Below are 20,076 nucleotides of genomic sequence, written 5' to 3' on the forward strand. Positions count from 1 at the left end.
TCACTCCGTGATGGTGGGGGGCGCGGTCAGGAAGGGACGCAGTTCGAGCCACTCGTGGATCGGCCTGCCGCCGGCGCCCGGGGCGGCGGAGAGCTCACCGGCCAGCTCGACGGCCCGCTCGTGGCTGTCCACGTCGATCACCATCCAGCCGGCGATGAGGTCCTTGGTCTCGACGAACGGGCCGTCGGTGACCGGCGGACGCCCCTCGCCGTCGTACCGGACGAAGGTGCCCTCGGGGGCGAGCGCCTGGGCGTCGACGAACTCGCCGGTCCCCTCCAGCCGGGCCGCGAAGTCGTGCATGTACCGCATGTGCGCCGAGATCTCCTCCGGCGTCCACTGGTCCATCGGCACGTTGTTGACCGGGTCCGGGGCGCCGCGGTAGTGCTTGAGCAGCAGGTACTTGGCCATCGTGGTTCTCCTCCGCGCTGGGGCGACCCATTCTCGTCGCGCTCACCCGGGGGACGGAGCCGGTCCCGGCTTCTCGACATCGCGTGTCGACGAATCCCGCGCGTCCGGTCGGGTCAGCCGGCGGCGGCACCCGCCCGGACCGCCTCGCGCAGCGCGAGTGCGACGGTGACGAAGAGCGCCACCCCGGAGCCCACCCCGGCGACCAGGGCGACGGCCGCCGCGCCGCCGCCGAGCGCGTCGGTCAGGAACCCGGCCAGCCCGAGGGCGGTCATCGCCGCGCCCAGCCGGTGGAAGCGGGACATCCGCCAGACCCGGCCGAGCCCGAAGAAGTGCACGCCGACCACGAACGCCACCCACGCGACCGCCACCGACGGACGGTGCAGGACGTTGTTCACCACGGCCAGGCCGCCGAAGAGCGCGACGGCCTCCGCAGCGACGACCAGCCAGTAGCGGCGGTCCATGAAGCCGGTGGCCGGCTGCGCCGCCACGGCCGGCGCCCGCCGGGCGACCAGCACCAGCGCACCGAGCAGGGCCGCCGCCACCAGCACGCCGAGGGTACGCACCAGCAGCCGCCACGGGTCGGCCAGTCCGCCGCTGTTGACGAGCACGAAGACGGTGCCGAACGAGATCGCCACCAGCGACCCGACGACCAGTCCCGACGGCCTGGGCCGGGATTCGGCTGTCACCATGGCAGGGCTCCTTCGATCCGGCATCCGCCGCGCCCGGGTCGCGCGGCGGGTCCGGTGAGCGTACGGGAGAAACAGGTGGCCGGGTCCGCGCGGACCCGGCCACCGGCGGTACGACGGGCGTCAGCTCGCGGTGCAGCTCACCGCGGGCGTGGCGTTGGTGCCGTTCCAGCTCGCGATGAAGCCGAAGGTGGTGCTGGCCCCGGCGCCGAGCTGAGCGTTGTAGTCGACGTTGCGACCGGTGTACGTCGCGCCGCTGTTGCTCAGCGTGGTGCTCCACGACTGGCTGATCGTCTGGCCGTTCGCGAAGGTCCAGCGCGTCGACCAGCCGTTGAGCGCGGCGGAGCCGGCGGTCACCTTGATCTCGGCCTGGAAGCCGCCCTGCCAGCTGTTGATGATCGTGTAGCTGGCGGTGCAGCTGCGGCCCGAGGGCGGCGGCGTGGTGGTCGGCGGCGTGGTGGTCGGCGGCGTGGTCGGGCTGGGGCTGGTGGACGGGCTCGGGCTGGTGGTGGGGCTGGGGCTGCTGCTGGTGGGCGGAGTGGTGCCGGCGTAGACCGACGCCTCCTTCGCGGTCGCCTTGATGCCGTTGGCGCCGTTGAAGATCCGCTGACCCCAGCTGGTCAGCTGGTTCGGGTTGAAGCCGGTGGCCATGTCGAGGTATTCGACGCCACCGCCGTTGCCGCTCCACGACCAGCCGAGGTAGCCGATGTTGTTGGCCTGCGTGTAGGACATGATGGTGTCCTCGTCCGGGTTGCCGTCGGAGTGGTTGAAGCCGAACTCGCCGACCACGATGGGCAGCCCGGCGCTGCGGAACCGGCCGAGGTAGTCGGTGATCTCGCCGGCGGTGTCGAAGACGCCGTACATGTGGATGTCGAAGACGGTGTTCTTCTGCGGGTCGGCGTTGAAGACCGTGTTGGCGTTGTCCCGCATGGTGAAGGACCAGTCCTGGCCCCAGTTCGGGCCGTCCACCATGATCGTGTGGGTCAGGCCGCCGGCGCGCAGCTTCTTGATCGCGTTGGCGGTGTCGTTCGTCCAGGCGCCGTAGTTCTGATTGCCGAACGGCTCGTTGCCGATGTTGATGATGACGTACTTCTCCTGGCCCTGCAGCGCGCTGGCAACGCTCAGCCAGTAGCTGGCCGCCCGGTCGAGGGTGGTGGCGGCGCCGTCCTCGCCGTACCCGGTGGTGTCGTGCGCCTCCAGGACGCAGATCAGCTTGTTCTGCTTGCACAGCGAGATGACGTTGGCGACGTCGGCGGTGTCGTTCTTGGCCCACCGGTCGCCGGTGGCCAGCACGACGCGGACGGTGTTCGCGCCGAGCGCCTTGATGTTGGCGAAGGAGCTGGTCTGCTGCGGGTACCAGGTGTGCGCGTGGTTGACGCCGCGCATCACGAACTCGGTGCCGTTGGCGTCGTAGAGCCGGCCGTTCGCGACGGAGAAGCCGGCGGCGGCGTGCGCCGGCTGCCCGAAGGCGAACATGGTGGCGAGAACCGTCAGCAGGGCGGCGCCCAGGACGGAGAGCGTCTTCTTCATGACCTTCCTCAGGGAGTGGTCTCCCCCGTGCCCAGGTGGGGGTGCGGTGGTGTGACTGGAAGGCGGCTGCAGCCCGACAGCCGCCGCCCGACTCCCGGCGGCGCAGGCATCAGCGTAGGACGATGAGGTCCGGAAGGCAACCGGTTAAGTTCGCGGACCATTCCGGGCGGCAGCCTGTGGTGGCCCATGTCGCCATGGACCACCACAGGGGCGGTCATCCCCACCACAGGATGTTGTCGCCACCCCGGTCTGAACCGGTTAAGCGGGACCTTAGGCAGCATCGGCCGTCCCGTCAAGATGTCGGCCCGCGGAAGCGGACACCAGGGTTGACCACCCGGTTGCGGGGTAACCGGTGACGATCCGCCCGGAAGGAGAACCAGCATGGTCAAGGTCGGCTACACCCTGATGTGCGAGCAGGCGGGCCCCAAGCAGCTCGTCGACTACGCGGTCCGCGCCGAGGCGGCCGGCTTCGACCAGCTGGTGATGTCCGACCACTACTACCCGTGGCTGGACTCGCAGGGCCACTCCCCCTACGCCTGGTCGGTGCTCGGGGCGGTCGCCCACGCCACCAGCCGGGCCGAGCTGATGTCCTTCGTGACCTGCCCGATCCGCCGCTACCACCCGGCCGTGGTGGCGCAGAAGGCCAGCACCATCGGCGTGCTGTCGGACGGCCGGTTCACCCTCGGCCTCGGCGCCGGCGAGAACCTCAACGAGCACGTGGTCGGCGGCTGGCCGCACGTGCAGCAGCGGCACGAGATGTTCGAGGAGGCGCTCCAGATCATCCGGCCGCTGCTCAACGGCGAGACGCTGACCTTCTCCGGCAACCACTTCGACGTCCCCGACGCGTACGTCTGGGACCGGCCCGGGCAGCCGGTGCCGATGGCCATCGCCGCCTCCGGCCGGCAGTCCGCCACCCTCGCCGCCGAGTACGGCGACGGCATCGTCGCCACCGAGCCCGACCGGCACATCATCCAGATGTACGACGACGCGGGCGGCGCCGGCCAGCCCCGTTACGGCCAGGTGGCGATCTGCTACGGCCCCGACGAGGCCGAGTGCCGCAAGATCGTGCACGACCAGTTCCGCTGGTTCGGCATGGGCTGGAAGGTCAACGCCGACCTCCCCGGGCCGGACTCCTTCGCCGCCGCCACCCAGTTCGTCCGCGAGGAGGACGTGGCCGAGGGCATCTCCTGCGGACCGGACACCGACCGGCACGTCGAGGCGTTCAAGAAGTTCGTCGACGCCGGCTTCACCCACGTGGCCCTGGTGCAGGTGGGCGGCGACAGCCAGCCGATGTTCCTGGACTGGGCGCAGGAGGAACTGCTGCCCCGCCTGCGCGAGCTGTGAGCCTGACCGCGAACCGCCCCGGCACGGTCTCCGCGCCGGGGCGGTTCGGCCCGGCGCAACTGCGGCTCGCCCTGGCGGCACCCCGGCCCGCCGCCGGCCTCACCAGCGAGTTCCGGCTCGTCGACGGGGTGCGGACGCACACCCGCCGGTCGGCCGACCCGGGCACCGGCGCGCCGCCGGTGGTGCTGGTGCACGGCCTGGCCGTCTCGCACCGCTATCTCACCCCGCTCGCCGTCGCGCTCGGGCCCACCCATCTGGTGTACGTGCCGGACCTGCCCGGCTTCGGCCTGACCGAGCGCCCCGGCACCGCGTACGACGTGTCCCGGCACGCGGCGTGGCTGGCGTCGTGGCTCGACGCGTACCGGCCCGGTCCGGTCTGCCTGCTCGGGCACTCGTTCGGCGCGGAGGTGGTCGCCCGGCTCGCCGCCGACCGGCCCGAGCTGGTCGCCGCCCTGGTGCTGGCCGGCCCGACCAGCGACCCGGCGGCCCGGTCCCGCCGCGGCCAGTTCGGCCGGTGGCTGGTGGACACCGCACGGGAGGCCCCGTTGCAGGCCCCGATCCTGCTCCGCGACGTGGCTAACGCCCGCCCCTGGCGGGTGTTCGCCACGCTCTCCCACTCGGTCCACAACGCCATCGAGGCCGACCTGGTCCGGATCACCGCGCCGACGCTGGTGCTCGCCGGCGCCCGGGACACCGTCGTCCCGCCGGCCTGGCGTACGGAGGCCGCCCGGCTCGTCCCCGCCGCCCGTACGGTGACCGTGCCGGCCGCCGCGCACAACGTCGCCACGACCGCTCCCGCGCAGGTCGCCGAGGCGATCCGGGACCTGCTCGCCCCGACCTGGAGAGGCTGACCGATGCGCATCGGCAACACGGAGATCCGGCCGCTCGGCGGCGGCCTCGGCTGCCTGCTGATGATCCTCTTCTCGATCCTCGCCTCGGTCGTCCTGACCGTGCTGCTCAACCTGATCCTCTGACAGGCGGGAGCGGGCCGGTCCGCTCGGCGCTCAGGCGGGATCGAGGTCCAGCTCGGCCACGACCGGGTAGTGGTCGGAGGCGGTGTCGGCCGGGCCGCCCCGGGCGACGGTGACCCGCCGGGTCACCGCCGCCACCGCCGGGGTGCCGAGCAGGTAGTCCAACCGCATCCCGGCGAACTCCGCCCCACCGTGCCGGGTCGGCACGGTGAGCCCGGCCGGCTCCGGCGCCCCGGTCGCCGCCCAGAGGTCGACCAGCCCGGCGGCGAGCAGGCGGGCCACCGCCCGGGTGTCGACGGTACGACCGTCGCGGCGCAGGTGCCGGCGGCGGTAGCGGTCGGGCAGCCCGGCCAGCCGGGCGACGTGGTCCACGGTCGGGTCGAGGGTGTTCAGGTCGCCGGCCAGCAGCGCGAGTGGCCCGCCCCGGCGGCGCAGCGCCGCCGCCAGCCAGTCGGCCTCCATCCGTCGCCGTCCACCGGAGTACGGGTTGAGGTGGGCGCTGACCACGGTCAACGGGCCACCCGAGGTGGCGACCACGGTCGTCGCGGCGGCGTGGTGGAACGGCCGGCGTACCCGGCCCGGGGCCAGCACCCGCAGCGGCGGGCGGACCAGCACCGCGACCGGCTGCCCGAAACAGGAACGGGCCAGGTGGGGAAGCATCCCCACCCGGCCCGCCACGTCGGTCAGCAGCCCACCCCGGTCGAAGCCGCGCAGTTCCTGAACGGCCAGCACGTCCGGCCGCTGCCCGGTGACGACCTCGACGATCCGGTCCAGCCGGTCGTCGCCGCCCCGGTCCCGGCCGCCGGTCCGGATGTTCCAGGTCATCACCCGCAGCACGAGGTCACTCCGGGCGCGCGGCCTTGGCCAGCTCGTCGTCCAGCTCGGCCACCTGCTCGGACTCGATCGCCGGCCGGTTGCCCCGCCGGACGTCCTCGTTGGGCCGGACCACCCAGTAGAGCAGGCCGATCCAGAGCGCGCTGAGCAGGATCGCGCCCATGAAGTCGGTGGGGTGGTGCATGCCCCGGTACATCCGCGAGGTGGCCACGCCCACCGGCATGATCACGGCCATCGCCACGAAGAGCCACCGCCACCAGCGGTCGGTACGGGCGAACACGATGATCGCGATGGCGCTCCACAGACAGATCGTCGCCGCGATGTGTCCGGAGGGGAAGGACGAGGTCGGCATCTGGCCGTCCAGGTTCTCCACCGGCGGGCGGGGCCGCTCCACCACCCGGGCGGAGGCGAGGAAGAGGCTCAGCTCACCGAACATCGCCAGCACCACGAAGAGCACCGGCCGCCAGCGCTTCCAGACCGCCAGCACGAGCGGGCAGAAGACCAGCGAGACCAGCAGGATCGCGTGGGTGTCGCCGAACTTGCTCCACCACCAGCTCAGGTCGGTGAGCTGGTCGGTGCGCCGCTCGGCGAACCAGCGCGGCACCTCGGTGTCGAGGGTGGCGAAGAAGGTGCCCTTGGCGTGATAGCTGACGAACATGCCGAAGGCGTACAGGGCGCCGAAGACGAGCACCCAGCCGACCAGCAGCTCCGCGACGGAGGAGCGCGGGTGGTCCAGCACCTTCTCCTCGGCGGGGGCGGGGGTGATCTCGTCGCCCGCCTCCGGCTCCAGGCCCTCGGTGATCGGGGGCACCGGCCGGCCCCGCTCGCGGCGCCACAGCCGGAAGGCGTACGCGGTGACGCCGAGCCACACCGCGCCGAGCAGCCAGCCGCCCAGCACGTCCGAGACGAAGTGCACGCCCAGCGCGATCCGGGTCAGCCCGATCAGGAAGACCAGCACGGCCACGATCGCGATGGCCGGCCTGCGCCACCGGGGTGCCATGGCCGGCAGGAAGACCAGCAGCAGCGCCCCGTACGCGACGAAGGAGCCGAGCGCGTGCCCGCTGGGGAAGCTGTTGCCCGGGGCGTGGGTGATCGGCACGTCGACCACCGGCCGGAGCCGGCCGACCAGCGCCTTCAGCGACGGGTCCAGGATCAGCCCACCGACCCCGGTGATGATCAGATAGACCGCCAGCCGGGACTGGCGGCGGATCAGCAGCCCCAGCACGGCGATGGTGACCAGCCAGATGAGCACCGGCCGGCCACCCAGATCGGTGATCGCGGTCAGCACGGTCACCAGGGCGTGGTGCGGTGCGACGAGCCCGTTGAACCACTCCGCCGCCTCGTGGTCGGCGTGATAGAGCGGGCCCCACTTGAACCGGACGAGCATCAGCAGCACGCCGAACGCCACGCCGGCGACGGCGACGGCGAGCAGTCCCGCGATGCTCCGCCCCGCGAAATGGCCCAGCGGCCGTCGCGTCGTCTCCTTGACCGCGGTCACTCCGCACCTCCCTTGTCCTCTGGCGAGGCGCGCTGTACCCGATTCGTGCTCCGCGTACACGCTCCAGCGGCGCGTCGGGTCAGAGAGCCGTCATGTCCCCGGTGTCGTACAGGTCCTCGCGCTCGGCCTCGGGCTCCCACAGGTCCGGCTGCGCCGGCTCCTGGACGCCGATCCGCATCGCCTCCAGCTGGGCGGCGAAGGCCAGCCCGCCGAAGAGCGCCATGCCGGTCAGGTTCGCCCACAGCAGCAGCGCCATCATCCCGGTCAGCGCGCCGTAGGTCTGCCCGAAGCCGGCGCTGTACTTGACGTACGCGGCGAGCAGCAGGCTGGCCAGCCACCAGAGCGCGGTGGCGATGCCGGCGCCGAAGAAGAGCCAGGAGAGGCTGGGCTGGTTGCGGCGCGGCGCGTGTCGGAACAGCACCGCCACGGCGAGCACGGTCAGCCCGAGGCTCAGCGGCCAGCGGACCACGTCCCAGGCGGCGTTGGCGAAGGCGCCCCACTCGTAGTGCCGCTGCACCGAGTCACCCATCGCCCGGCCGCCGACCAGGATCAGGAAGCCGATCAGGGCGGGCAGGCCGGCGACGACGGCGAGGACCGCCGCGCGGACGTACTTGGCCAGGGCCGGGCGGTCCCGCTCGACGCCGTAGATCCGGTTGGCGCCCCGCTCGATCTGGGCCATGGTGCTGGTGAGCGCGACCAGGCCGGTGATCAGACCGAGGGTCAGCGCCAGCTCACCGGCGCGTTCGGTGCGTTCACCGTCGCCGAGCAGCTCCTGCACCACCGACTCGCTCTGCCCGGGGGTGAGCGCGAGGAGGGTGTCGGCGACCACCTTGCCGCCCTCGTCGGCGCCGAGGTCGGTGATCAGGCCGGTGAGGGCGATCATGAACGGCACCACGGCCAGGCAGAGCTGGAGGGCGAACGCCCGGGAGTGGCTGAACCCGTCGCCGTAGCGGAACCGGATGAACGCGTCCCGCAGCAGGTGCCAGCCGCCCTGCCGGCGCAGGGTGTGCCAGGCGTCGTCGGCGGAGAGCTCGTCCTGGGCCATCAGCCGGGTCTCCGGCACCATCCGGGTGCTACTCACGGCGGGCTTCCTCGATCAGCCGCTCGCCTCGCTCCGCGGCGGATTCGGCGTCGACCGCCAGATCGGGGTGCTGCTCGGGACGCGGCACACAGAGCCAGAGCGACTGGGGTCTGATCTCCGCCCGGAGCACCCGGCCCGGCTCGATCAGGTCGCCGTCGAGCTGCCGGGGCTGCGCCCGGTTGCTGGTGATCTCCACGGTGCGGGCCCGGAAGACCTCCATCCGGGGCACGCTGCCGCGCCGACGGGCCAGCGCCCAGCCCATCGCCAGCCAGTGCCGCAGGGTACGCGGGGTGAGCACGGCGACGTCGAGCCAGCCGTCGTCGGGCTCGGCGTCGGTGAGCAGTCGTACGCCGCCCTGGAGGCGGCCGACGTTGGCGACCAGCACCGAGCGGGCCCGGCGGCGCACCGGCGGCTGATCGTCGATCCTGATGGAGACCCGCATCGGCCGGTCGCGCAGGTGCTTGGCGGCCCCCACGACGTACGCCGGCCAGCCGATCCGCTTCTTGGTGGTCTCGGAGGTGGAGTCGAGCATCTGCGCGTCGAAGCCCATGCCGGCCATCACCGCGAAGCACTGCTCCTCGACCGCGCCCACGTCGAGTCGACGCTTCCCGCGCTCCACCGCGACCGCCAGCCCCGCCGCCAGGTCGTTCGAGAGGCCCAGGTTGGCGGCGAGCAGGTTGCCGGTGCCCTGGGGCAGCACGGCGAGCGCCACGTCGGTGCCGGCCAGCGCGGTGACGCAGGCCATCACGGTGCCGTCGCCGCCGCAGGCGAAGACGACCTCGGCACCGGCCCGTACGGCCTCCTCGGTCTGGCCCCGTCCCGGGTCCTCGACCGTGGTCTCGTACCAGGTCGGCTCCGGCCAGCCGGCGGCGGTCAACGCGCCGTCCACCGTCCGCCGGAACTCCTCGAGATCGGCCACCTTGACCGGGTTGACCACCACGGCCGCGCGCAGCCCGCCGTCACCGGCCGTCAGCTTGTCCTGTCCGCTGTCCACCGCGCCAGTGTGCGGCAATTCCGGCCGCCCGGCGACTCGGCCGGCGGTGATGAGGCGCGCACCGGGTGCAGGTTTCAGAATCGGTCAGGGCGACGCCGCCTCCTCGACGGCCGGTTCGCCGCCGCGACGGTCCGCCTTCGCCCGCATCCGCCCGTTTGGCCTCGTTCATCCGGTACGATCCCGCCTCGGCCGACTCGGGCACTACCCGCTTCCGGCCCGCACACCGGTGGTCGATCGCGGTCGCCGAGCCGACCGACCCTCGGCGGGGACCCCGACGGCCGGGCCGTCCGGCGACCCCCGGCCAGTTGATCGACTCCACGTCGGCGCGATGGCGGCCTCCCGGGCAGCCTGACACCCCCAGATCGGCGACAGATCGACCAGCCGCCCGACCGGGCGCCGGGCAGGGCGACGAGCCGGCCCACCGGCCGCGGCCGATCGTCAGGCGGCCGGCCGCGGTGCGGTCTCGACCCGCCGCCGCAGGTCGGTCAGCTCGACGCCGGCCTCGGTGAGGACCTGCGCGGCAACCCCCCGACCCTCGCGGAGCAGGCCGAGCAGGAGGTGTTCGGCGCCGATGTGGCGGTGGTGCAGCCCGAGCGCCTCCCGCAGGGAGAGCTCCAGCACCCTCTTCGCCCGGGGCGAGAAGGCACCACCGTCGTCGGGTCGGCGCAACCCCCAGCGGCGCCGGGGTGGCGGCGTCTCGCGCAGCGCGTCCGGGCCGAAGGACTCCTCGATCCGGGCCACCACGGCGGCCAGGTCGACGCCGATCCCCCGGAGGGCGGCGGCGTCCGCCTCGCCCAGCCCCGCGTGCCGCCGCACGGCCGCCCGCAGGTCGTCCGGGCGTACACCGAGGTCGGCGAGGATCCGGACGGCCAGGCTGTCGGTGTCCGCGAGGACGCCGAGCAGCAGCTGCTCGGTGTCGACCCTGCGCCGGCCGTCGACCGCCTCCTGCCGGGCCTGCCGCACGACGTGGCGGGCCGGCTCGGTGAACTTCTCGAACATCACGCCTCCCAGGTGCCTCGGACCGCCGGTCGCCCGGCGTGCTTCTTGTGGACCGCCTGCCGGCTGACCTCGAGCGCGTCGGCGATCTCCTGCCAGGACCAGCCCTGCCGTCGGGCGTTGTCCACCTGGACCACCTCCAGCCGTTCGAGGAGCCGGCGCAGGGCGAGCACCGCCCGGAGCCCGACCCGGGGGTCGGCGCTGCCGGCGTCCGCCGCGAGTTCCGTCGCCTGACTCATGCTGTCAACGTACGTTGACGGCGTCCGCCTGTCAACCTTGGTTGACGAATGTGCCGCAGCGTGACGGCGAACACTCTTGACGAGCTGACATTCTGTGCAAACATTGTCAGCATGTCGAACGAACGGTTGGACGTCATCCTCGCCGCCGCGTACGAGTGCTTCACCCGGCACGGGGTGCGCCGCACGACCATGGACGACATCGCGGCCACCGCCGGGATGTCCCGGCCCGCCGTCTACCAGTACGTCCGCAACAAGGACGACGCCTACCGCCGGCTCGCCGAGCGCCTCTTCACCGGGTCGCTGGAGCAGGCCCGACAGGCCGCCGCCACCCCCGGTGACCTGACCGACCGGCTGCACGACGTGCTCGGCGCCAAGCTGGAACTCACCCTCAAGCTGCACCGGGAGAGCCGGCACGCCGCCGAGCTGCTCGACACCAGCACCAAGCTCACCGGCGACCTCGCCGAGGCGTACACCCGGGAGCTGACCGACGTGGTGGCCGGCACGCTCGCCGACGCCGCCGGCCCCCGGGCCCGCGCGGTGGCCGACGTGCTGGTCGCGCTCACCCGCGGCCTGGAGGCCGACCTCACCGACCCCGACCTGCCCCGGCAGCGGCTGCGCGACGGCGTCGCGCTGCTCGTCGCGGGGCTCACCACCCACCCTGGAGCGTCCGCATGACCACCGTCCTCATCACCGGCACCTCCTCCGGCATCGGCCGGGCCACCGTCCGACGGCTCGCCCGCCGGCCGGAACTCACCGTCTACGCCACCGCCCGCAAGGTCGAGGCCATCGCCGACCTCGCCGACACCGGGGCCCGGCTGCTCCCCCTCGACGTCACCGACGAGGCCTCCATGCGGGCTGCCGTCGCCGCGGTCGAGGCCGAGCACGGCCAGGTCGACGTCCTGGTCAACAACGCCGGCTACGGCGAGTACGGCCCGATCGAGGAGACCCCGATGGACCGGGTCCGGGCCCAGTTCGAGACGAACGTCTTCGGGCTGAGCCGACTCAGCCAGCTGGTGCTGCCCGGCATGCGGCGCGCCGGCCGGGGCCGGATCGTCAACGTCAGCTCGATGGGCGGCCGGCTGGTCTTCCCCGGCGGCGGCTACTACCACGCCAGCAAGTACGCGGTGGAGGCCATCTCCGACGCGCTGCGCCAGGAGGTGCGGCCGTTCGGCGTCGACGTGGCGATCGTCGAGCCGGGGCTGATCCGGACCGGCTTCGGCGCGGTCGCCGCCTCCTCGCTCGGCGCCTCGGCCGACCCGGCCGGGCCGTACCGCGAGATGGTCACCGCCGTCGACTCCGCGATGGCGAAGTCGTACGAGAACCGGCTCCTCGCGGCCAGCCCGGAGACGGTGGCGCGGGTGATCGAGCGGGCCGTCACCGCTCGCCGGCCGCGCACCCGCTACCTGGTCACCGCCGCCGCGCGGGCGATGGTGCACACCCGCCGGCTGCTCGGCGCGCGGGCGTTCGACGCGGTGAACCGGCTCCAGTTCCGCTGACCCGATCCGGCCACCCGCCGGTCCCCGCGCGACTAGCGTGGGTGAGGGACAGCGTGGTCGTGCCCTACCCGGCGTCGGGGAGGTGAGGCGGGATGGCCGCACCCACCCACGGCGCCGTGGTGGTCGGCATCGGCACGGGCGACGAGGACCTCCAGGTGGTCCGTCTGGCGGTCGGCGAGGCCGCCGCACACGGTCGGGCGCTGCACCTGCTGCACGCGTTCAACTGGGCGGCGGCACTGGAGGCCCCGTCGGTGAGCGGCCCCCGCGCCGCGGCGGAGGACCTGCTGGAGCGGGCCGGGGAGGTCGCCAACGAGGCCGAACCGGCGGTGCCGGTCAGCGGCGAGATCGTCGAGGGCGGCCCCGTCGAGGCCCTGATCCGCAGCTCCGGGTCGGCGTTCCTGGTGGCGATCGGTGACGGCGGGATGGCCGGCTGCGGGGCCTGCGTACCGGCGGACGCCCCGGCCGTCCAGCTCGCCGCCCGGGCGAGCTGCCCGGTCCTGGTGGGCCGCGCCGAGCCGCCGCCGAAGGGCCCGGTGCTGGTCGGCGTGGACGGCTCGGAGAGTTCCCGGACCGCGCTCGACTTCGCCTTCGTCCGCGCCGCCCGCCGCGGCACCCGGCTGCTGGTGATCCGGGTGGTCGAGCCCGGTCGCCCCGACGTCGGCGAGGAGGTGCTGGCCGAGGTGGTCGCCCGGTACGGCGCCCGGCACCCCTCGGTGGCGACCGAGTGCCACACCATCCGCGGCGACCCCGGCACCGTCCTGGTCGAACAGTCCCGCTCGGCGCAACTGGTCGTCGTCGGCGCGCGCGGCGACGAGCCGTGGCGGGGCATGCTCGGCGAGGTCAGTCAGCGGCTGCTCTATCACTCGCCGACCCCGGTCATCGTCGTGCGTGGATTGCCGCCCGCCCCGGCGGACGGGGCATGACGCCCTCACCTCCCGGGACCAACGACCCTGATCATGTGGACGGCACCGGGCGAAGCTGAAGGGGCCCGGGGCGGGAATTCGCCCCGGGTGGCAGAAGTCCCCGACCCGCGAGAGGCTATTGCAGCATGGACACCGCTCTCGACCTGCACAGCCCACTGACCGAAGACGAGCTGCGCCGGCTTGACGCCTACTGGCGGGCGGCCAACTACCTCACCGTCGGGCAGATCTATCTGCTCGACAACCCGCTGCTGCGCGAGCCGCTGAAGCCCGAGCACGTCAAGCCGCGGCTGCTCGGCCACTGGGGCACCAGCCCCGGCCTCAACCTGCTCTACGCGCACCTCAACCGGGTCATCGTCAACCGGGACCTCTCCGCCATCTTCGTCACCGGACCGGGCCACGGCGGCCCCGCCCTGGTGGCGAACACCTGGCTGGAGGGCACCTACAGCGAGCTCTACCACCACATCCCCCGCGACGAGGCGGGCATGCAGCGGCTGTTCCGCCAGTTCTCCTTCCCCGGCGGCATCCCCAGCCACGTGGCACCGGAGGTGCCGGGCTCGATCCACGAGGGCGGCGAGCTGGGGTACGCGCTGAGCCACGCGTACGGGGCCGCGTTCGACAACCCGGACCTGCTGGTCGCCTGCGTGATCGGTGACGGCGAGGCGGAGACCGGCCCGCTCGCGGGCAGCTGGCTCTCCAACGTCTTCCTCAACCCGGCCCGGGACGGGGCGGTGCTGCCCATCCTGCACCTCAACGGCTACAAGATCGCCAACCCGACGGTGCTGGACCGGATCCCCACCGACGACCTGCTGGAGATGATGCGCGGCTTCGGCCACCAGCCGTACGTGGTCGAGGGCGACGACCCGGCGACGGTGCACCAGCTCCTCGCCGCCACGCTCGACCGGGCGGTCGACGAGATCGCCGAGATCCAGCGCCGGGCCCGCTCCGGCGACGACGTCGAGCGCCCCCGCTGGCCGATGATCATCCTGCGTACGCCGAAGGGCTGGACCGGCCCGAAGGTGGTCGACGGCAAGCAGGTCGAGGGGACCTTCCGCGCCCACCAGGTGCCGATCGCCGAGGTGCGGGACAACCCGGAGCACCTGGCCGAGCTGGAGGCCTGGCTGCGCAGCTACCGGCCGGAGGAGCTCTTCGACGCCACCGGCGGCCCGGTCGCCGAGCTGGCCGCGCTGCCGCCGAAGGGCGAGCACCGGATGAGCGCCAACCCCGTCACCAACGGTGGCCGGGTGCTGCGCGACCTGGAGCTGCCCGACTTCCGGAACTACGGGGTCGACGTCAAGCAGCCGGGCGAGCCGGTGGTCGGCGCCGCCGGCGTGCTCGGCCAGTGGGTACGCGACATCATCACCGCCAACCCGCAGAACTTCCGCCTCTTCGGCCCCGACGAGGTCGCCTCCAACCGGCTCGGCGCCGCGTTCGAGGTCACCAACCGGGCCTTCGTCGGCAACACGGTGCCCGGTGACGACCACCTCGCCCCCGACGGCCGGGTGATGGAGGTGCTCTCCGAGCACCTCTGCGAGGGGTGGCTGGAGGGCTACCTGCTGACCGGCCGGCACGGCATCTTCACCAGCTACGAGGCGTTCATCCACATCGTCGACTCGATGGTCAACCAGCACGCCAAGTGGCTGAAGGTGACCCGGCACATCCCCTGGCGGGAGCCGATCGCCTCGCTGAACTACCTGCTCTCCAGCCACGTCTGGCGGCAGGACCACAACGGCTTCTCGCACCAGGACCCGGGCTTCATCGACCACGTGGTCAACAAGAAGGCCGAGGTCGTCCGGGTCTATCTGCCGCCGGACGGCAACACCCTGCTCTCCACCATGGACCACTGCCTGCGCAGCCGGCACTACATCAACGTGGTGGTGGCCGGTAAGCAGCCCGCCCCGAACTGGCTGACCATGGACGAGGCGGTCCAGCACTGCCGGCGCGGCCTGGGCATCTGGGACTGGGCCAGCAGCGACGAGGGGGCCGAGCCGGACGTGGTGCTCGCCTGCGCCGGCGACGTGCCGACGCTGGAGACCCTGGCCGCCGCCGACCTGCTGCGCCAGCACCTGCCCGAGCTGAAGGTGCGGGTGGTCAACGTGGTCGACCTGATGCGGCTCCAGCCACCGTCGGAGCACCCGCACGGCCTGTCGGACAAGGAGTTCGACACCATCTTCACCAGCGACAAGCCGGTCATCTTCGCCTACCACGGCTACCCGTGGCTGATCCACCGGCTCACCTACCGGCGTACCAACCACGACAACCTGCACGTGCGCGGCTACAAGGAGGAGGGCACCACCACCACGCCGTTCGACATGGTGATGCTCAACGACCTGGACCGGTTCCACCTGGTCATCGACGTCATCGACCGGGTGCCGGGGCTCGCCTCGCGCGCCGCCCACCTTCGCCAGGAGATGGTCGACGCCCGGCAGGCCTGCCGCGACTACACCCGCACCTACGGCGAGGACGACCCCCGGGTGGCCGAGTGGCGCTGGATCCGCGAGACCGACGAGGAACTGCGCAGCGGTCGCTGACCGAGCGGCGGTGACGAGGAGGAGGAGATCGCGATGAGCGGCGACGAGATCCTGGTCGGCTACGACGGCTCACCGGACGCGACGGTGGCGCTGAACTGGGCGCTGGACGAGGCGGGCCGGTCGGGCCGGCCGGTGCGGCTGGCGTACGTCTTCGAGTGGTTGACCGTGGCGGGCTGGATCGGCCCCGGCGTGGCGCCCGGCATCTGGCCGGACGAGCAGGCCCGGCGGCAGGTCGAGGAACTGGTCGGCAAGGCGGCGGCGGACGCCGCCGCCGACCGGCCCGGCCTCACCGTGCACGGCGAGGTCTTCGACGGCCCGCCCGCGCTGGTGCTCCAGGAACGATCCGCGCAGGCCGGGATGCTGGTGCTCGGCAGCCGGGGACACGGCGGATTCGGCGGCCTGCTCGCCGGCTCGACGGCGGTCTCCGTGACCGCCCACGCGCACTGCCCGGTGGTGGTGGTCCGCGACGGACAGGCCGCCACGTCCGGGCCGGTGGTGGTCGGTGTCGACGGCTCCGAGGCCGCCCGGCTGGCGCTCGGTTTCGCGGTCGAGCGGGCCGCGCAGCGGGACGTCCCGCTGCACGTGCTGCGGGTGTGGGAGCCCCCGGGCGACCGGTGGTCGCCGCCGGGCTTCGACCCGGACGAGGTGACCGTGGAGGAACGGGCGGCGGCCGAGGAGGAACTCGCCCAGTGGCGGGAGTCCTTCCCGGACGTGCCGGTCCAGCTGCGGGTCTGCCCCGGCAACCCGGCCGCGCTGCTGGTCGAGGCCAGCCGGGAGGCGCAGCTCGTGGTGGTCGGCACGCGGGGCCGGGGCGGGCTGCGCGGGATGGTGCTCGGCTCGGTGAGCCAGCAGCTCGTCCACCACGCCCACTGTCCGGTCGCGGTGGTCCGCGAACGCTGAGTCGGGCGGGCCCCCGCCGGCCGGTCAGCGGCCGGTGGGGGCCTGACCCTCGTCCGGGTTGAGCGAGAAGTAGTCCTCCTCCTCCTGGGCCAGGTGCAGGCGCAGCACGGCGTCCAGGCCGTAGAGGGCGGCCAGCAGGTCGGGGATCTCGTCCCGGCGGAGTCGGCCGCCGTCGTGCTGGGCCAGGTGCCCGCCGATCCGGTCGACCAATCGCTTGATCTCCACGTGGCCCCGGCTCATCGTCGAGGTCGCCTCGTCACTGCCGAGCGGACCGGCGAGCGCCGGATAGAGCTGCTTCTCCTCGGCCGCCTCGTGCGGCAGCACCTCGTCGACGAGCCGCCGGTGCACCGCACGCAACGCCGGCACGCACTCCGGCGCGTCCGGCCGGGTCGCCACCAGGTCCGCCGTGTCGCGCAGCCGGGCCAGCACGTCGCGTACCCCGCCGTGCTCGCCGGCGTACCGGTCGAGCAGCTCCCGGGTGGCCGCCGGGACGTCGCGGCGGCGCAGCCCACCACCGAGGGCCCGCAGCGCGTTGAGGATCACCAGCACGTCGATGCCCTCCTGAAGGAAGGCGCCGGCGACCGGCGGCAGCCGGCCGAAGGCGGCGAAGAACATGGCCAGCACCGCCAGCCCCATCCCCACGGCGGCGCTCTGCACCGCGATACGGCGGGCGTACCGGGCGATCTCGACGGCGTCGGCGAGCCGGTCGAGCCGGTCCACGGTGAGCACCGCGTCGGCCACGTCGGCGGAGGCCGTCGCCCCGGTGGCCCCCATCGCCACCCCGACGTGCGCCTCCGCGAGGGCCGGGGCGTCGTTGACGCCGTCGCCGACCATCACGGTCACCGCCCGCCCCGCCTCCTCCTTCACCCGGGCGACCTTCTCCTGCGGCGAGCACTGCGCCCACACGTCGTCGACACCGACGGCCTGCGCCACCTGGTCGGCGGTACGCGGACGGTCCCCGGTGACCATGACCAGCCGGTTCAGGCCGGCCTCCCGGAGCCGGCGGACGGTCCGCCGGGCGTCGGGGCGTACCGGGTCCTCCAGCAGGATCGCGCCGAGCGGCGTGTGCTCGTCGCTGACCCAGACGGTGGAGCGGCCGGCCAGCTCGGCGCGTTCCCGGACCCGGTGCGCCCACTCCGGCGGCTCGCCGGCGAGCTGCCCCACCCGGACCAGTCGCCCGTCGACCCGACCGGTCACGCCCCGTCCCGGCTCCTCGTTCACCTCGGTCGGGTCGGCCAGCCGTACGCCCTGCTCCCGGGCCTGCCGCACGAGCGCCGCGGCCAGCACGTGCGGGGACAGCTGCTCGACCGAGGCGGCCAGCCGCAGCACCTCGTCCCGGTCGCCGCCGGGGGCGACGACCGTCTCGGCGGCCCGGGGCCGGCCGGCGGTGAGCGTGCCGGTCTTGTCCATCAGCAGGGTACGGGCCCGGCCCAGCAGCTCCAGCGAGCCGCCGTCGCGGACCAGCACGCCGCGCCGGGCCACCCGGGACAGCCCGGAGACGATCGCGATCGGGGTCGCCAGCAGCAGCGGGCACGGCGTGGCCACCACCAGCACCGCCACCGCCCGGATGAACTGGCCGGACAGCAGCCAGGCCAGACCCGCCAGCGCCAGGGTGAACGGCACGAACGCCGCCGCGTACCGGTCGGCCAGGCGGACCATCGGCGCCTTGTGCGCGGTCGCCTCCTCGGCCAGCCGGACGATCCCGGCGTACGTGCTCTCCGCCGCGTTCTTCGTCGCCCGCAGTCCGAAGCCGGCGCCGGCGTTGACCACGCCGCTGGCCACCGGCTCGCCCGCGCCCCGGCTCACCAGCTGCGACTCGCCGGTGACCACCGACTCGTCCAGGGTGGCCGGCTCCTCGACGGTCCCGTCCACCGGCACCACGTCGCCCGGACCGACCACCAGCCGGTCCCCCACCGCCACCCGGTCCAGCGGGACCACCTCGATGCCGCCGTCCGGGGTGCGCCGTCGGGCCTGCCGCGGGGCGCGTTCCAGCAGCGCCCGCAGGTCGCGGGTGGCCCGCCGCTGCGCGTAGTTCTCCAGCGTCTGCCCGGTGGCCACCATCACCGCGATCACCGCGCCGGCCAGGTACTCGCGGGTCAGCAGCGCGCCGACCAGCGCCAGCACGGCGATGACGTCCACCCCGAACTGCCGGTGCCACACCTGTCTGAGGGTGGTCCAGGCGGCCGGCAGCAGGGCCACCAGCGTCACCGCGGCCCAGACCAGCTGGGCCGCTGTCTCCCGCCCGGCGAACCACAGCCCGGCGCCGACCAGCACGGCCACCGTGAGCAGCACCAACGGGGCCCACTCCAGGACGCCGGGTCGTGACGCGCCGTCGGACCCGCCGGTCAGGCGTCGGCGCAGCCGGTCCAGGCGGCGGGGCCGCACCGGTTTCTCGGGTACGCACTCGCGCGGTTCCGCTTCCACCTGCGGATCGTCTCAGCGGCGCAGCGGGGCGGGTAGGGCAAACCGGGGTAATCCGAGGGGCCGAGGTGCCCGGCCGGCCGGTACGGGCCGCGCGTGCGCCCGGTCCGGTCATGGCAGAGGATGGAGGAGCAACCCGACCCGGTCGACCCCGGTGTGGGGCACGATGGGGAGAAACAGGAAAGGTCGTGACGATGAGCCAGGAGACGCCGGCTACGGACCGCCCGCTGACCACCGCGCTCGCGGAGGCCGCCGGGACGGCCGGCCACGCCCCCTCGGTGCACAACTCGCAGCCGTGGCACTGGACGGTGCTGCCCGACGCGCTGGAGCTGCGGGTGGTCCGGGAACGCCACCTCAGCGTCATGGACCCGGAGGGGCGCCTGCTCTTCGTCAGCTGCGGCGCCGCGCTGCACCACGCGCGGGTCGCGCTGGCCGCCGAGGGCTGGCTGCCGGTGGTGGAGCGGCTGCCCGACCCGGCCCAGCCGGACCTGCTGGCCCGCCTCACCGGCCTCAAGCACATCGGCGCCGACCCGGACGCGATGCACATGGTGCAGTGCATGCAGGTCCGGCACACCGACCGGCGGCCGGTCAGTGACGAGCCGATCCCCACGGCGGCCCTCGGCGAGATCAGCCAGGCGGCCACCCGGGAGGGGGTGAACCTCCAGGTGCTCGACGACGACCAGAAGATCGAGCTGGCCAGCGCCGCCCAGAAGGCGGCGGCGGTCACGGCCGGCAGCCCGGAGCTGCAGGAGGAGCTGGCGTACTGGACCAGCCGGTCCGACACCGGTACCGGCCTGCCGCCGGAGGTGCTGCCGGCGGAGGCTCCGCAGACCACCGTCCCGGGGCGCGACTTCGGGCGGCCCGGCAGCCTGCCGATCGGCCCCGGCCACGACCGGGCCGCCGTCTACGGCATCCTCTGGGGCACCGAGGACGAGCCGGACAGCTGGCTGCGCGCCGGCGAGGCGCTCTCCGCCGCCTGGCTGACCGCCACCCGCCTCGGCGTGTCGCTGGTGCCGCTCAGCGGCGTGGTGGAGGTGGAGGGCACCCGGTACGCGCTCCGGCACATGCTCTCCGACCTGGGCTTCCCCTTCATCTCGATGCGGCTGGGCCTGGCCGACCCGACCCACGCCGGCCCGCCGCACACGCCCCGGCTGGAGGCGGCGCAGACCGTCGACACCTCGGCCGTACGCGACCTCGGCGCGTAACCGGGCTCGTCCGACACGGTCA

18 protein-coding genes are annotated in these 20,076 nt (G+C 73.6%); 8 read left to right on the forward strand and 10 right to left on the reverse strand.

Going from position 1 to position 20,076, the window contains the following annotated elements; all coding sequences use genetic code 11:
• The 3 genes from ABUL08_RS14945 to ABUL08_RS14955 all read right to left on the reverse strand — a co-directional run bounded on the left by ABUL08_RS14945 (position 1) and on the right by ABUL08_RS14955 (position 2,624).
• A complete protein-coding gene (locus ABUL08_RS14945) occupies positions 1-408 on the reverse strand; it encodes a YciI family protein (RefSeq protein ID WP_350930520.1) in 408 nt (135 codons plus the stop codon).
• A 113-nt stretch (positions 409-521) separates the two neighbouring features.
• A complete protein-coding gene (locus tag ABUL08_RS14950; RefSeq protein WP_350930521.1) occupies positions 522-1,097 on the reverse strand; it encodes a hypothetical protein in 576 nt (191 codons plus the stop codon).
• Positions 1,098-1,217: 120 nt separating this feature from the next.
• Complete coding sequence (locus ABUL08_RS14955) at positions 1,218-2,624, reverse strand: cellulase family glycosylhydrolase (RefSeq protein ID WP_350930522.1); 1,407 nt, start codon at positions 2,622-2,624, stop codon at positions 1,218-1,220.
• Positions 2,625-3,005: 381 nt separating this feature from the next.
• Between ABUL08_RS14955 and ABUL08_RS14960 the strand changes: the two genes are divergently transcribed.
• Together ABUL08_RS14960 and ABUL08_RS14965 are read left to right on the forward strand one after the other, a co-directional pair.
• The gene (locus ABUL08_RS14960) at positions 3,006-3,968 is read left to right on the forward strand and encodes a TIGR03557 family F420-dependent LLM class oxidoreductase (RefSeq protein WP_350930523.1); all 963 of its coding nucleotides are present in this window, start codon (positions 3,006-3,008) and stop codon (positions 3,966-3,968) included.
• Positions 3,965-4,819 carry an alpha/beta fold hydrolase gene (locus ABUL08_RS14965; RefSeq protein WP_350930524.1) on the forward strand — a complete coding sequence of 285 codons (855 nt, stop codon included), beginning with the start codon at positions 3,965-3,967 and terminating at the stop codon, positions 4,817-4,819. The genes ABUL08_RS14960 and ABUL08_RS14965 overlap by 4 nt, the downstream gene beginning before the upstream one ends.
• A 153-nt stretch (positions 4,820-4,972) precedes the next feature.
• Here the strand turns inward: ABUL08_RS14965 and ABUL08_RS14970 are convergent, their stop codons facing one another.
• The 6 genes from ABUL08_RS14970 to ABUL08_RS14995 all read right to left on the reverse strand — a co-directional run bounded on the left by ABUL08_RS14970 (position 4,973) and on the right by ABUL08_RS14995 (position 10,581).
• Entirely contained in the window at positions 4,973-5,776 is an 804-nt protein-coding gene (locus ABUL08_RS14970; protein WP_350930525.1) for an endonuclease/exonuclease/phosphatase family protein, read from the reverse strand.
• 4 nt (positions 5,777-5,780) lie between these two features.
• Entirely contained in the window at positions 5,781-7,271 is a 1,491-nt protein-coding gene (locus tag ABUL08_RS14975; RefSeq protein ID WP_350930526.1) for a phosphatase PAP2 family protein, read from the reverse strand.
• A 79-nt stretch (positions 7,272-7,350) separates the two neighbouring features.
• Positions 7,351-8,352, reverse strand: coding sequence for a YihY/virulence factor BrkB family protein (locus ABUL08_RS14980; protein ID WP_350930527.1), 1,002 nt, complete (start codon positions 8,350-8,352; stop codon positions 7,351-7,353).
• On the reverse strand, positions 8,345-9,346 hold the full coding sequence (locus tag ABUL08_RS14985; RefSeq protein ID WP_350930528.1) for a diacylglycerol/lipid kinase family protein: 1,002 nt from the start codon (positions 9,344-9,346) through the stop codon (positions 8,345-8,347). The genes ABUL08_RS14980 and ABUL08_RS14985 overlap by 8 nt, the downstream gene beginning before the upstream one ends.
• Positions 9,347-9,784: 438 nt before the next feature.
• A complete protein-coding gene (locus ABUL08_RS14990; RefSeq protein ID WP_350930529.1) occupies positions 9,785-10,345 on the reverse strand; it encodes a Clp protease N-terminal domain-containing protein in 561 nt (186 codons plus the stop codon).
• Complete coding sequence (locus ABUL08_RS14995) at positions 10,345-10,581, reverse strand: HTH domain-containing protein (protein WP_350930530.1); 237 nt, start codon at positions 10,579-10,581, stop codon at positions 10,345-10,347. The genes ABUL08_RS14990 and ABUL08_RS14995 overlap by 1 nt, the downstream gene beginning before the upstream one ends.
• Before the next feature lie 111 nt (positions 10,582-10,692).
• On the opposite strand from ABUL08_RS14995, the gene ABUL08_RS15000 reads away from it, so the two are divergent.
• From ABUL08_RS15000 to ABUL08_RS15020, 5 genes are all read left to right on the forward strand, one after another.
• Complete coding sequence (locus tag ABUL08_RS15000; RefSeq protein ID WP_350930531.1) at positions 10,693-11,256, forward strand: TetR/AcrR family transcriptional regulator; 564 nt, start codon at positions 10,693-10,695, stop codon at positions 11,254-11,256.
• A complete protein-coding gene (locus ABUL08_RS15005; RefSeq protein WP_350930532.1) occupies positions 11,253-12,077 on the forward strand; it encodes an oxidoreductase in 825 nt (274 codons plus the stop codon). Before ABUL08_RS15000 ends, ABUL08_RS15005 begins: the two co-directional genes overlap by 4 nt.
• Positions 12,078-12,169: 92 nt before the next feature.
• A complete protein-coding gene (locus tag ABUL08_RS15010) occupies positions 12,170-13,000 on the forward strand; it encodes a universal stress protein (protein ID WP_350930533.1) in 831 nt (276 codons plus the stop codon).
• 125 nt (positions 13,001-13,125) lie between these two features.
• Complete coding sequence (locus ABUL08_RS15015) at positions 13,126-15,528, forward strand: phosphoketolase family protein (protein WP_350930534.1); 2,403 nt, start codon at positions 13,126-13,128, stop codon at positions 15,526-15,528.
• Positions 15,529-15,561: 33 nt separating this feature from the next.
• The gene (locus tag ABUL08_RS15020; protein ID WP_350930535.1) at positions 15,562-16,428 is read left to right on the forward strand and encodes a universal stress protein; all 867 of its coding nucleotides are present in this window, start codon (positions 15,562-15,564) and stop codon (positions 16,426-16,428) included.
• 24 nt (positions 16,429-16,452) lie between these two features.
• Here the strand turns inward: ABUL08_RS15020 and ABUL08_RS15025 are convergent, their stop codons facing one another.
• Positions 16,453-18,852 carry a heavy metal translocating P-type ATPase gene (locus ABUL08_RS15025; RefSeq protein ID WP_350930536.1) on the reverse strand — a complete coding sequence of 800 codons (2,400 nt, stop codon included), beginning with the start codon at positions 18,850-18,852 and terminating at the stop codon, positions 16,453-16,455.
• 191 nt (positions 18,853-19,043) lie between these two features.
• Here ABUL08_RS15025 and ABUL08_RS15030 point away from each other — a divergent pair, with 191 nt between their 5' ends.
• Positions 19,044-20,054 (forward strand): Acg family FMN-binding oxidoreductase, encoded by a 1,011-nt coding sequence (locus ABUL08_RS15030; RefSeq protein ID WP_350930537.1) that lies wholly within the window; start codon positions 19,044-19,046, stop codon positions 20,052-20,054.
• The last annotated feature ends 22 nt before the right edge of the window (positions 20,055-20,076 follow it).

It is taken from the genome of Micromonospora sp. CCTCC AA 2012012, from assembly GCF_040499845.1.
GTDB classification, from domain to species: Bacteria; Actinomycetota; Actinomycetes; order Mycobacteriales; family Micromonosporaceae; genus Micromonospora; species Micromonospora mangrovi.